General features: G+C 33.3%; 12 protein-coding genes. 5 read left to right on the top strand and 7 right to left on the bottom strand.

Annotation, left to right across the window (positions count from 1 at the left end; genetic code table 11):
* Positions 1 to 22: 22 nt before the first annotated feature.
* Complete coding sequence (locus tag RT99_RS14695; RefSeq protein WP_042565515.1) at positions 23 to 2,305, bottom strand: two-component regulator propeller domain-containing protein; 2,283 nt, start codon at positions 2,303 to 2,305, stop codon at positions 23 to 25.
* A gap of 199 nt (positions 2,306 to 2,504) precedes the next feature.
* A complete protein-coding gene (gene gdhA, locus RT99_RS14690) occupies positions 2,505 to 3,848 on the bottom strand; it encodes an NADP-specific glutamate dehydrogenase (protein ID WP_042565514.1) in 1,344 nt (447 codons plus the stop codon).
* A gap of 322 nt (positions 3,849 to 4,170) precedes the next feature.
* On the opposite strand from gdhA, the gene RT99_RS14685 reads away from it, so the two are divergent.
* Positions 4,171 to 4,962, top strand: coding sequence for a hypothetical protein (locus RT99_RS14685; protein WP_042565574.1), 792 nt, complete (start codon positions 4,171 to 4,173; stop codon positions 4,960 to 4,962).
* Positions 4,963 to 5,041: 79 nt separating this feature from the next.
* On the opposite strand, the gene RT99_RS14680 is transcribed toward RT99_RS14685, so the two are convergent.
* Positions 5,042 to 6,220, bottom strand: a complete 1,179-nt coding sequence (locus tag RT99_RS14680) for a cystathionine gamma-synthase (protein WP_256365473.1) — start codon at positions 6,218 to 6,220, stop codon at positions 5,042 to 5,044.
* A 69-nt stretch (positions 6,221 to 6,289) separates the two neighbouring features.
* On the opposite strand from RT99_RS14680, the gene RT99_RS14675 reads away from it, so the two are divergent.
* Both RT99_RS14675 and RT99_RS14670 read left to right on the top strand, forming a co-directional pair.
* The gene (locus RT99_RS14675; RefSeq protein WP_042565512.1) at positions 6,290 to 7,033 is read left to right on the top strand and encodes a DUF3298 and DUF4163 domain-containing protein; all 744 of its coding nucleotides are present in this window, start codon (positions 6,290 to 6,292) and stop codon (positions 7,031 to 7,033) included.
* Between the two features lie 70 nt (positions 7,034 to 7,103).
* Positions 7,104 to 7,340 (top strand): hypothetical protein, encoded by a 237-nt coding sequence (locus RT99_RS14670; RefSeq protein ID WP_042565511.1) that lies wholly within the window; start codon positions 7,104 to 7,106, stop codon positions 7,338 to 7,340.
* A 198-nt stretch (positions 7,341 to 7,538) separates the two neighbouring features.
* Here RT99_RS14670 and RT99_RS14665 read toward each other — a convergent pair whose 3' ends face one another.
* From RT99_RS14665 to RT99_RS14650, 4 genes are all read right to left on the bottom strand, one after another.
* Entirely contained in the window at positions 7,539 to 8,690 is a 1,152-nt protein-coding gene (locus RT99_RS14665) for an ATP-binding protein (RefSeq protein WP_042565510.1), read from the bottom strand.
* 334 nt (positions 8,691 to 9,024) lie between these two features.
* Positions 9,025 to 9,780, bottom strand: coding sequence for an SDR family NAD(P)-dependent oxidoreductase (locus tag RT99_RS14660; RefSeq protein WP_042565509.1), 756 nt, complete (start codon positions 9,778 to 9,780; stop codon positions 9,025 to 9,027).
* Between the two features lie 95 nt (positions 9,781 to 9,875).
* A complete protein-coding gene (locus RT99_RS14655) occupies positions 9,876 to 10,382 on the bottom strand; it encodes a GNAT family N-acetyltransferase (RefSeq protein WP_042565508.1) in 507 nt (168 codons plus the stop codon).
* 18 nt (positions 10,383 to 10,400) lie between these two features.
* Entirely contained in the window at positions 10,401 to 11,276 is an 876-nt protein-coding gene (locus tag RT99_RS14650) for an aldo/keto reductase family oxidoreductase (RefSeq protein ID WP_042565507.1), read from the bottom strand.
* 224 nt (positions 11,277 to 11,500) lie between these two features.
* Between RT99_RS14650 and RT99_RS14645 the strand changes: the two genes are divergently transcribed.
* Both RT99_RS14645 and RT99_RS14640 read left to right on the top strand, forming a co-directional pair.
* Entirely contained in the window at positions 11,501 to 12,505 is a 1,005-nt protein-coding gene (locus RT99_RS14645) for a MoxR family ATPase (RefSeq protein ID WP_007807095.1), read from the top strand.
* Positions 12,506 to 12,585: 80 nt separating this feature from the next.
* Positions 12,586 to 13,449: a DUF58 domain-containing protein gene (locus tag RT99_RS14640; protein ID WP_042565506.1), complete on the top strand. Its 864-nt coding sequence runs from the start codon at positions 12,586 to 12,588 to the stop codon at positions 13,447 to 13,449.
* Positions 13,450 to 13,504 lie beyond the last annotated feature (55 nt).

The raw sequence follows: 13,504 nt of genomic DNA, 5'->3' as shown, positions 1-13,504 counted from the left end.
TCTAATTATCTCCATTTCCACATTATCTAATTATCATTACTTTCTTCACTTTCGTTTCGCCACCGTCCTGAGCAGAAATAAAAATCATATACACGCCAGAAGCCACTTTATATCTTCCAAAAGCTGTTGTATCCCACTCAATTGTTCCTCCTGCCGAAGTTGCTTCGTAAACTAAACTTCCGGTAATATCGGTAATTTTCACATTGGCTTTATCCAGCAAACCTGCAATTTTTACAGTTCCCGTAAACTCCGGACGTACCGGATTTGGGTATACATATACACTATTCAGATCTTCGTTGGCACCTGTTGCAATACCGCCAAAAGAAATTAATCCTTTATTGGTTGCAATAAAAACTTCTCCGGTTGTACTGTTGATTTTTATATCGTTGATGGTATTACTTGGTAAAGGTGAATTATTTATAGTAAAATGATATTTCGTTTCCTGGCCGTTTGGTGAAACCATAAAAACTCCCGAATCTGAAGTTCCAATCCATTTATTATTGGCTCCGTCGACTACAATCGAAGTAATGAATTGCTCATACAATAATTCCTGAGCCAGATTATCATCTATAATAATGATTGCATTTGCCGTTAACTGACTTTCTGTTTGAAAACTGCTTACGTTTGACAAAACCCGTAATCCTTTTGTGGTTCCAATCCACAATTGGTTTTTAGTATCAACTGCCAATGCACGAACATCTACAGAAGGTAAATTCCCAACATCGGTACCAAAAGTCATTTTTTTAAAGGTATTGGTAGTTTCGTTAAAACCCACTACTCCTTCTCTGTAAGTAGCGATCCATTTTGTATTATTTTTATCTACAACAAGCCCGCCGTAAGAATTGTTTTCAACATTATTAAGAATCGTTGCCAGCGAGTAACTGCCCCATTGTCCGTTTGTTTTTAAAACTTTCAATCCATTTTTAACCCTGCTATTCGTTATCCATAAATTTCCTGATTTATCAAAAGCAGTTGCATTGGCACGAATATCTATAACATTATAACCATCAATTTTTAAACTTTCCAGACTGCTGTTTTTTTCATTATATAAAATAGTTGGAGTATCGTTTTCTAATTTTAATAGACCTGAAAAAAAGGAACTTGCATAAACCTGATTGTCATTATTAGGATTAATAATAACACGAGACATTGATTTTGCATCAAAAACATCTTCGTAAGGAATATTTAACCAGCCTGAAGTATTGTATTTACTAATACCGTAACTATCTAAAGGATAAGGATTATAACTCAAATCATAATCTCCATAAACAGCCCAAACACTGTTTGGACTAACATCTAATGAGAAAATATTGTTTCGTACCGGCCCAATTGGTGTTATATTTTCGAAAGCTGAATTCCCGGAAAGAGTTGAAGAAAATAATCCGTTTTCTTTTGTCCCGATGTAAATCACATCTCCAACAGCAGTTGCACAACTAAAACTTAAGGTATTATCTAAAACCTGAGTATTGGTTATTTGACGATTTAAAACCATTTTGTTATTATAAACATAAACCGAATTTGCTGTTGTAATAAACAAATTATGATTTTCTGCTTTCATATCCGCAGAAGGCTGCGAAAGCTGTAAAAACCCAATAAATGTATTTGAATTAAATCGATGAATATATCCAACTGAATTAATTGCAATAAGTTCTGTATCCAGCGCTTCAACGCTTGACCAGTCGCCGGAATTTACAATGCCCCATTGATTAAAGTCAATTAAGTTAGGACTTGTACTATTTGCTCTTCGAATACCGCTGGAAGTTGCTGCGTAAATAAATCCGTTAAAAAATGCGGTTTGTTTTACACTAATTTCGGCTCCGTTATCGCCTATAAAATAAGTATCACCAAACTGAGAAGTAGTTAAATTAAATTGTACAATACCAAAATCACATGAAACATAAATCAAGCCATTATATTCCATAAAATGATTGACTTTTTTAATATTGGCCGCCAATTGTTTATTAATGATATCGACTTTTTTTATTATACTTCCGTCAGTTTCATTGATTACAATGATCATCCCGTTTTCGTAACCTATAATTGTTTTTTTGAAAGTTTCGCTATGATATACTGCCGAAATTGTTTGTCCCGAAAGTCCATCAATTGTAGTGGTTGTTTTAACAGCATTTGAAACATTACTTTTAGAGAACAAAGCATTTTCTGAAGCAGCAAAAACAGTTGTCGAACTTTCTGAAATATCTTTTATTTCATTAAATGAAAAATAACCTTGCCACGATAAAGTATTCTGTGCAAAACTTAATTGCATAAAAATAAAAAACAAAATATACAGAAACCTTCTCATCATATTAAATATATTCGGATAGGCAAATATACTACAAACCAAAGTATTTGAATTTTGTTCTGTATAAAATGATTTTCCTTATAATTATCCACCACGATTTCACGAATTTTTTCATTATTTAATTCGTGAATTCGTGGCGAAAATAAAAAAGCCCTCATTTATCATAAAGAAAATGAGGGCTTTTGAAAATTATATTTAAAAATTAAACTACACCTTGCGCAAGCATAGCATCGGCAACTTTAACAAATCCGGCAATGTTTGCTCCTTTTACGTAGTTTACATAGCCATCTTCGCCCATTCCGTATTTTTTACATTGGTTATGAATTCCAACCATAATATCTTTTAATCTCAAATCTACTTCTTCGCTTGTCCAGTTTAAACGAATTGAGTTTTGTGTCATTTCAAGACCAGATGCAGCAACTCCACCAGCATTTGCAGCTTTTCCTGGTGCGAATAAAACTTTATTATCCAGGAATAATTTTATAGCGTCTAATGTTGAAGGCATATTTGCAGCTTCGGTTACACATAAAACACCATTATCAATCAATTTTTTAGCATCTTCGCCTGTCAATTCGTTTTGAGTAGCACACGGAATAGCGATATCAACTTTTACTTCCCATGGACTTTTCCCTTTATGAAAAACAGCGTTTGGATATTTCTTAGTATAAACTTCGGCTCTGTTATCACCAGTTGCTCTCATCTCTACCATATGCTCGATTTTTTCTCCAGAGATTCCTTCTTCATCATAAATGTATCCATCAGGTCCGGAAATAGTAACTACTTTTCCACCTAATTCATTTATTTTTAAAGCAACTCCCCAAGCCACATTTCCAAATCCTGAAATTGCTACTCTTTTACCTTTAATCTCATGTCCGATAGTACGCAACATTTGATCAGTAAAATAAACAACTCCATATCCTGTAGCTTCAGGACGAATTAATGAACCACCATATGCAAGTCCTTTACCGGTTAAAACACCTGTAAATTCATTTCTTATTCTTTTATATTGACCAAATAAATAACCAATTTCTCTTGCACCAACACCAATATCTCCGGCAGGTACATCTAAATCAGGACCAATATGACGACATAATTCTGTCATAAACGATTGACAGAAACGCATGATTTCACCATCAGATTTTCCTTCAGGATCAAAATCAGAACCACCTTTTCCCCCACCCATAGGAAGTGTTGTCAAACTATTTTTGAAAACTTGTTCGAAAGCAAGGAATTTCAAAACTGATAGGTTTACAGTGTGATGAAATCTGATTCCGCCTTTGTATGGCCCAATTGCAGAGTTCATTTGAATTCTAAAACCTCTGTTTACAATTATTTCCCCTTTGTCATCTACCCATGGAACTCTAAAAATTATAGAACGTTCTGGCTCAGCAATTCTAAGAAGTAAGTTTTTTCCATCATATTTTTTTCGCTCTGCAATAAATGGAATTACCGTTTCTGCAAATTCTCTAACGGCTTGAAGAAATTCTGGCTCGTTTGGATTTTTTGACTCGACTAGAGCCATAAACTCATTAATTTTTTGTTCCATTTTGAAATAAATTATTCAAGTAAATATTTAAATTTTAGCACAATAAACAAGAAAATACGTTTAAGAAAACGTTTTCGTTTTAACAAACAAAGATATAACAAAATGCTGACCGAATGTTATTTTTTTTAATTCTAAAGAGTGAATTATATAATTTTCAAACATTCCTAAATATAGCATTTACCACATCTCTATTTAATTCAAATCATCACAATTAAAGTTAACAAATTAAGTATTTTGTTACTTATTTTTTAATACGTTAATTTTATATTTTGAATCGTACATGTTTTTTATATATTTGCCAAGATTTGAAAGCCCAAACAACATGCTTAAACCAATAGTACTCACATTATTCGCCTTTTTAGGAATCACTACAACTGCCTTTGCTCAATCTGATTTAGCACAAGAAGTAGGAATAATATTCGGACCTGTATCTTTTCAATCTGATTTTGGAGAACGCCACGATATGAAAACCAATGTTGGTAACTCAGGTTTTGGTGTAGGATTAGTTCACTTTATTAACTTTTCTGCAAATAATAACAGAGAAAGTTTCTTTACAGAACATTTTAAAGTTAGATCTGAATTATCTTTTAACAAAACCAATCTTGAGCATTATGGTCAATGGGTGGATAGAGAAGAACAAAAGGGACTTGTCCAACATCTAAGAGCGATGAAAGGAAGCACAACTTTAGTAAACCTTGGATCTCAATTAGAATTTTCTTTTATAAAAATTCATGACTTCGAAAACTCAGTTGGCAGCTTTAGTCCTTATTTAAGTTTAGGATTTCAGGCAAGTTATTATTCTACAAAAGTAGGATCAAGATTGGGTCAATTAGGACTTCCTTCAACAACTTTTGCAAAATACCTTACTCCTTCGGATGGTCGCCCTTATGGTTTTTCTAGCGAAAACGGCGTTGTACTATCTGTAGTTACCGGAGTTGGGGTTCATTATAAACTAACCGAAATGAGCGATTTAATGTTTGATATTCGTTATCAAGGATTCAATTCTGACTGGGTTGATGGTTTAAATCCAAACAAAGATATTTATAAAGAAAATAAATCAAACGATTCTCAGGTTTGGTTCAACGTAGGATACATTATGTATTTAGAATTTTAAAGAAATCTCAAAATAAAAAAAATCCCAAATTCCAAAATGATTAACATTGGAATTTGGGATTTTTTATTTGTGATAATTTTTATGCTAAAGCCTGCTCTATATCAGCAATTAAATCTTCTGCGTCTTCAATACCAACACTCAATCGAACCAGGTCGTCGGTAATACCAACTTCGGCTCTCTTATCTGCAGGAATAGAAGCGTGTGTCATCAAAGCCGGATGATTGGCCAAAGATTCAACTCCGCCTAAAGATTCTGCCAAAGTAAACACTTTCAATTTCTCTAAAAATGCAATCGAATCTTCCTTTTTACCCGAAACGAAGGTAAAAGAAACCATTCCTCCAAAAGCTTTCATTTGCTTCTTTGCAATTTCATGAAAGGGATGACTTGGTAATCCAGGATAATAAACTGTTTTTATTTTTGGATGGTTGCTTAAAAATTCGACCATTTTTTCTCCATTTTCACAATGTCTTTGAACTCTTAATGAAAGCGTTTTAATTCCTCTTAAAACCAAAAAACTATCCATTGGACCAAGAGTTGCACCGGTTGCAAATTGCTGAAAATGCAATTGTTCTCCTAAAGCTTCATCTTTTACAATTAAAGCTCCCGCTATTACATCAGAATGTCCTCCTAAATACTTTGTAGCAGAGTGCATTACAATATCGGCTCCCAAATCAAGAGGCTTTTGTAAATAAGGCGTTGCAAAAGTATTATCAACAGCAAGCCAAATTTTCTTCTCTTTGGTGATTTTTGAAATCTCTTCAATATCGGCCAGTTTCATTAACGGATTTGTTGGTGTTTCAACCCAAATTAATTTTGTGTTCTCATTGATTAATGATTTCAATTTTGCAATATCAGTCATATCAACAAAATGAAATTTAATTCCTGAATCTTTATAAACCCTTGAAAACATTCTATAAGTTCCGCCATACAAATCATCCATTGCAATGACTTCATCTCCGGCTTTAAATCCTCTCAGAATACAGTCTGTTGCCGCCAATCCAGATGAAAAAGCCAATCCGCGGGTACCATTTTCAATACTTGCCAAAGCATTCTCTAATGCTGTACGGGTTGGGTTCGATGCACGGCTATATTCATAATCGCCCAAGGGTTGTCCCGGACTTGTTTGAATATAAGTTGAAGTTTGATATACCGGAGGCATAACAGCTCCCGTACTTGGATCATGATGTTGACCACCATGTATTACTTTAGTATTGAATTTCATATAGTTACGTTTTTTAAACTCTTTTTCTAAGTACAAATTTACCGTTTAATTTATTCTAATTCTGACACAACTTCTTACCTTTGTATATAATTAACACTTTTAGATATGAAACAGTATAGTTTTTTAGTCTTCTTGTTTCTATTATTCACTAGTTGTAACAAGGGGCTTTCATTTGAAAATGAAACATTTGAAAAAAAATCTACCATACCATGTAAAATCGATTGTCCACAAATTACGATTGATATTCCTATTGCAAAAAATATTCCTGTCGTTGCAGACAGCATAAATAAAAAACTCTTTTTGGTAATAAAAGAAATTGTTTATTTTGGAGAAGAACCTCTAAAACTAAATGATTACAATACATTGGCAACTTCATTTATTGCTTCTTACGAAGAAATGCATGAAAAATTTCCCAACGAAACATTTGGATGGGAAGGAAAAATTAAAGGAAATATAGAATTTGAATCCGACCAGATTATAAATATTAAACTAGATCATTACACTTTTACCGGAGGTGCTCACGGATATCAGGGATATCGCTCTTTATTGTTTAATCCCAAAACAGGAAAAACCATTTTTAATGATCAGATTTTTAAAAATGAAAAGGAATTTAAGGCTTTCGCCGAAAAGGAATTCCGCAAGAAATATAAAATTCCATCAAAATCAAATATTAATGCAACTGGCTTAATGTTCGAAAATGATAAATTTCACCTGCCACAAAATATTTTTTATACAGAAGAAGGTTTGCTTTTATATTACAACTCTTACGAAGCCGCTTCTTATGCAGATGGTCCAAAAGAGATTTTGTTTCCTTATGATGAAGTGAGTAGATATTTGAAATATAAATAGAATTCTAGAAAACATTATACCTTAAAAAAGAAACCTTTTCTTACATTTGATGCGATTTAATTTACAACAAATGAAAGATAACAAGTTATATCATATTTTAGATTTAATTGAAGAAATAGATAAGGTTGATAAAATGCTTATTTTACACAAAGACTCAGATTCAACTCTAATGTTAAGTCAATATAAAAATCAAAAACTAAAGCTAAGTAATTATTTAATTAAAGAACTTTTAACTAACAGTAATAGCAGAACTGAAGTTATGTACATTATTAAACTTTTTATAGAGAATTCTATAATAATAAAATGAGTCATTTACAATTTGAGGAAAATGATAATTTAAAAAAAAATGAAAACGTATTTATTGAAAATTACGCTGAATAAATCTCCATTAAGGTAAAATCACTGTGTGTTAGACGCACTGCTGTGCGTCTCTACGAAAAATCTTTGTGTAAAAATCTTAGAATCTCAGAACCTTAAAAAAAACCTTTGTCACTTTGAACCTTTGCTACTTTGAACCTTCCTGAAAATCATATTTCATCTTCCTCAAAATCCTTAATGCTTCTTTAAAAGATAAATAAACTTGCGAAAAAGGTTTTAAAAGCAATTTCGAATCAATTAATTTTTGTTTTGCATCATCAAAACCATTCAAATAACAAATCATAAAAGTCGACGGAAGATTCTCTAAATCTTTCATCTCTCGTTCTGACAAGGCAGAACCTTTTTGCAGTTTTTGAAGCAATGCCATATTCGAATTATAAATATGAAAAAGCATTGGTCTGTTGAATTCCGGAGGCTGAAAAAGCATTTTTCGATCGATTTTATAATAACCGTTGTCAAAAAACCGAATCGTTTGCTCTTCCAGAGGATAATAACTCGTTTTATCATTTAATCCTAACGGAACATATTCGGTTATTGTAAAACTATCATCATCAAAAACTATTGTAACAACATCCTGAGCTGAGTAAAAAAGTTTAATTTGTTCGTTGATTAATTCGATATCAACGCGGGAAAGAAAAGTTTTATCACGGGACTTTTTAGGAACTCCCGCCCAGCAAATCACAAATAATTCCTTAAAAACATAATATTTGGGCGACATGTCTTTATGCCTGAAATTCATAAAATCGATAACGCCGTCAAGAGTATATTGAATACTGTTGCGCGAACTATTTTCGATTCCAATAACAGTTTCGGTATTTTGGTAATTTTTCTCTACTTCACCTTCAAACGGAATAGAATTACTGCCTCGCCTAATAAAAACACTATTGGGGAGAATGGTATGAATTCCTTTTTTGAAATAAGAAACTTTGTTTTTAGGTTTAATAGTTACCAATCCAATTACTCTGTCTTTTGGAAGATTTGGGAATGGGACGTTTTCGTATTGAATTTTTGGTGGATTTTCTAAAAAGGCATTAACGAGATTCTGAATTCGGCTATCGTCAAAGAAATCGTCGCCAACTATTTCATTATCCTGATCCTCAACACCAACTACGATATAAGAATTATTAGTTGGGTTTGAATTTGATAGCGCACAAATGTGTTTCAAAAATTTTCCTTTTCCTTCGCGTGTATGCAAATTCAACTGTCTTTTTTTATCATAAAAACTGCTCTCGTCATTATGAGCGAGTAAGTTTTTGATTAAAAGACGTTTGTTGATCATTCTTTTTAGATTGTTAGACTGGCTTAGATTTTTAGACTTCTTAGAATATTGACTTTCAGATTTCTAAATTAATCTAATTTTCTAAGAAGTCTAAAATTCCAGATTATTTTATTGATAATAAAAAGCTCCAGCGGAGTATTATGTTTATAGCTAATTAACACCCCCTATAAAAAGCTCCAGAGAAGCGATATTAGACTTTCTATATAATCATTCAAATATTTCACCCCGCTGGGGTTCTATCGGATAAATTTATAAATATCTATAAATATGATGTCCCTCTGGGACTTGGATATTGTAACTTTCTTTAATTAATCTTAAAATCAGAAAATATAACTTAAATATTTTTCTTAACAATCGTCGACGATGCCTGTGCCGTACTCATTACCATCAAATCGGCAATATTTACGTGATACGGTCTTGAAACCACAAAATGAATAATATCTGCAATATCTTCTGCCTGCAACGGATCAAATCCTTTGTATACATTCGAAGCTCTTTCTGCATCGCCTTTAAAACGCACTTCACTAAATTCTGTCGCCACCATTCCCGGATGAATTGCGCCTACGCGAATGCCAAACGGATTCAAGTCAATTCGCATTCCGGCAGTAATAGCATCAACGGCATGTTTTGTACCGCAATAGACATTTCCGTTCGGATAAACTTCTTTTGCGGCAGTTGAACCAATATTGATAATATGTCCCGATTTTCTCGCTGTCATTTGCGGAATCACAGCTTTTGAAATATACAAAAGACCTTTTACATTAATGTCAATCATTGCGTCCCAATCGTCCAGATCACCTGTTTGAATAGGATCTAAACCATGCGCATTTCCCGCATTATTTATTAAAACATCAATTTCTGAAAATTCTGCCGGCAATGAATTGATGTTTTTCAAAACCGCCTCTTTATCCCGAACATCAAAAGAAAGCGAATGTACTTCTGTAAATTCAGAAAGTTCTTTTTCAAGTTCTGTTAAACGTTCTTTACGTCTTCCGCAAAGGATGATTTTATAGTTGTTTTTTGCCATTATTTGCGCAGTTGCTTTTCCAATTCCGCTTGTGGCACCAGTAATTAAAACTGTTTTTTTCATTCTTATTTTTTTATTTTTTTGCCACAGATTAAAGGATTCTCACAGATGAAAAAATCATTTTTATCTTGTAATCTGTGGCAAATATTTCTTAGTTCTCAATTTTTATTATTCCATTCCTCTAAATTCAACACCATATTCACCGCCGTCCAGGTTTCACCATCAACCTTTCTTAATAGTTTTTTATCAGGATTCATTTTGAAACCGACTTTTTCATAACACTTTATTGCGCCAATATTAAAATCAAAAACGTTCAATTCAATGTGTGTTTCTTTTCTATTTTCAAGAATGAATTTCACTAATAAGATTATCATTTGCTCACCAATTCCTTTTCCCCTTTGGTTTTGATCAATAATCAGGATTCGACCCAGCTTTGCAGAATCGTTATTAAAATAAATTTGACCATGTCCAATAGTACTTCCATCCGAAGAATTGGCAACTCTAAAAGCAATTCTGTTTTTATCAGAAAGTGTTTTATTAATTTGCTCTTCCGTTAAGGGAAAAGTAAATTCCGGACCGCCAAATTGCATTAAATCCTTTGCATTTTTTACCGAATCTATCAATTCAGTATAGTGTTTTTTATCAAATTTTTCTAAGTGTATCATTTTTCAGAAATGCATTATTTAAGGCACATCGTCGCCCATACTTTCTGTCCAGATTGCAAACCAGTCTTCTTTATCCATTTCTAATTCAACTGCTTTCATCAAAGATTGAATTCTGGCAACATTAACAGTTCCTGCAATTGGAACAACTTTAGCAGGATGTTTTAAAATCCAGGCCAATAAAAGTGTATCAGAACCAAAACTATATTTTTGAACCAATTCTGAAAGTAATTTTTTTAAACGACGTGTTTTCTTGGTATCTTCTCTAAAAACAGTTCCAAGCGGATTCCACGACAACGGACAAATCTTGTGCGTTTGCATATAATCTAAACTTCCGTCAGTCATTGCTTCATAATGAGTTGCAGAAAATTGCACCTGATTATAGCTCACTTCTGTTTTTGATCGAATTAATTCGGTTTGAGAACTCGTAAAATTTGAAAGTCCAAAATCAATAATTTTTCCTTCTGATTTTAATTTTTCCACGGCTTCAGCAATTTCATCTGCCTGCATTAACGGACTTGGTCTGTGCAATAAAAAAACATCAATAAAATCTGTTTTTAATTTTTTAAGAGATTCCTCAGCCGACCAAATAATGTACTCTTTCGAATATTCATAATGTTTGATTTTGTTCTCCGGACGTTTTTCAGCAATCATCTGAATTCCGCACTTGGTAATTAACTGTAATTTTTCGCGTGAAATCTTGCTGGCGTGAAATGCTTTTCCAAAATCTGCTTCGGTGGTATAATCTCCGTAAATATCGGCGTGATCAAAAGTGGTAATTTTGTTTTCGATACAAATTTGTATCATGTTTTCCATTTCTTTAGTGGTAAGGTTTTTATCCCATACCCCCCAATTCATAGTACCCGAAATTATGGGCGATAATGCTGTTTTGCTCATGGTTTTATTGCGTTATTTTTGGTAATAAATATGCTTTAATAAAACATATCGACCAAAGTTCTTAAAAATATAAAAATAGATTCACAATTCGTCCTTAAAATTAGGTCTTTGGTCGAAGTTTTAACCATTCTTTAACATCTTACTTCTCAAAAAATATTCAATTTGCACTCTCAAAAGTTAGACATAAAAATCAGCGTTTTAAAATAGGTTTTAAAAATATTTATATGGAAGAAAATACAACGACTTTAGACATTAGAGCGATAAATGAAAAAATTGAAAGAGAAAGTGCTTTTATAGACCTTCTTACAATGGAAATGAACAAAGTTATTGTGGGCCAGAAACATATGGTCGAGCGTCTATTAATCGGACTTTTAGGGCAAGGGCATATTTTATTAGAAGGTGTTCCCGGACTAGCCAAAACTTTAGCGATAAATACATTGTCTCAAGCGGTACAAGGTTCTTTCAGCCGTATCCAGTTTACTCCCGATTTATTACCTGCCGACGTTGTCGGAACGATGATTTACAACATCAAGGCAAATGAATTTTCTATTAAAAAAGGACCAATTTTTGCCAATTTCGTACTTGCAGATGAGATTAACCGTGCTCCGGCGAAGGTTCAATCTGCCCTATTAGAGGCGATGCAGGAAAAACAAGTTACTATTGGCGACACCACTTTCAAGCTAGATCGTCCGTTTTTAGTATTGGCAACTCAAAACCCTGTTGAGCAAGAAGGAACATACCAACTTCCTGAAGCACAAGTTGACCGTTTTATGTTGAAAACCGTAATTGATTATCCAAAAATTGACGAAGAGCGTTTTGTAATTCGCCAAAACTTAAAAGGATCTTACGAAAAAGTAAATCCTGTAGTTTCTGTAGAACAAATTTTGCGTGCGCAAGAAGCTGTTCGTGAAGTTTACATGGACGAAAAAATCGAAAAATATATCTTAGATATCATCTTTGCTACTCGTTACCCAGAGAAATACAAATTAGCAGACTTAAAACCTCTTATTAGTTTTGGAGCATCGCCACGTGGAAGTATCAACCTTGCCAATGCGGCAAAATGTTACGCTTTCATCAAACGTCGTGGATATGTAATTCCAGAAGATGTTCGTGCCGTTGTACATGATGTTTTACGTCACAGAGTTGGGATAACGTATGAGGCTGAAGCCGAAAACATTACTTCTGTAGACATTATCAACAAAATCGTAAATGAGATTGAAGTACCTTAAAAATTTGTTTAATGTTTCAAGTTTCAGGTTGTTGTAAAGCAAACTTGAAACTTGAAACTTTTAAACTTTAAACAAATCAAATGGATACAAAAGAGCTTTTAAAAAAAGTACGGAAAATAGAAATCAAAACCAAAAGACTGAGCAATCATATCTTTTCCGGTGAATACCATTCTTCATTTAAAGGGCGCGGGATGACTTTTAGCGAAGTGCGTCAATACCAATATGGCGATGATATTCGTAACATCGATTGGAATGTAACCGCACGCTATAACGAAGCACACGTAAAAGTTTTTGAAGAAGAACGCGAATTAACCATGATGTTAATGGTTGATATCTCGGGTTCTGAAGGGTTTGGTTCAAAAAGTCAGTTTAAAAAAGACATCGTCACCGAAATTGCGGCAACGATGGCTTTTTCGGCTACACAAAACAATGACAAAATTGGTTTAATATTATTTTCTGATAATGTTGAATTGTACATTCCGCCAAAAAAAGGACGTTCGCATGTTTTGAGAATCATTCGTGAATTGATCGAATTTGAACCAAAAAGTAACAAAACCGATGTTGGCGCTGCTTTAAAGTTTTTATCAGGAACCCAGAAAAAGAAAGCGATAGTTTTTGTCATTTCCGATTTCATGTCTGAAAATTATGAGCAAACATTAAAAATTGCTTCAAAAAAACACGATATTACAGGAGTTCGCGTTTATGATATCCGCGAAGAAAAAATCCCAAATTTAGGAATGGTCAGCATGCTTGACGCCGAAACCGGAAAAGTACAATTGGTGGACACGGGTTCGAAATCAGTACGAATGAATTACGAAAAACACTATCAGGAAAGAGTCAATTATTTCAAGGAAATTTTCAGTAAATCCGGAGCCGGTGTTGTAAACACAAGAGTTGATGAAAATTACGTGACAAAATTATTGGGGTATTTTAAGTCAAGATAAATATAATTTTAGATTGCAGTCCCGATAGCTATCGGGATAGATTTTATAAAATTCA

Origin of the sequence: Flavobacterium sp. MEB061 (assembly GCF_000834715.1) — a bacterium.
GTDB classification, from domain to species: domain Bacteria; phylum Bacteroidota; class Bacteroidia; order Flavobacteriales; family Flavobacteriaceae; genus Flavobacterium; species Flavobacterium pectinovorum.
This window is presented reverse-complemented; position numbering and strand designations above follow the sequence as displayed.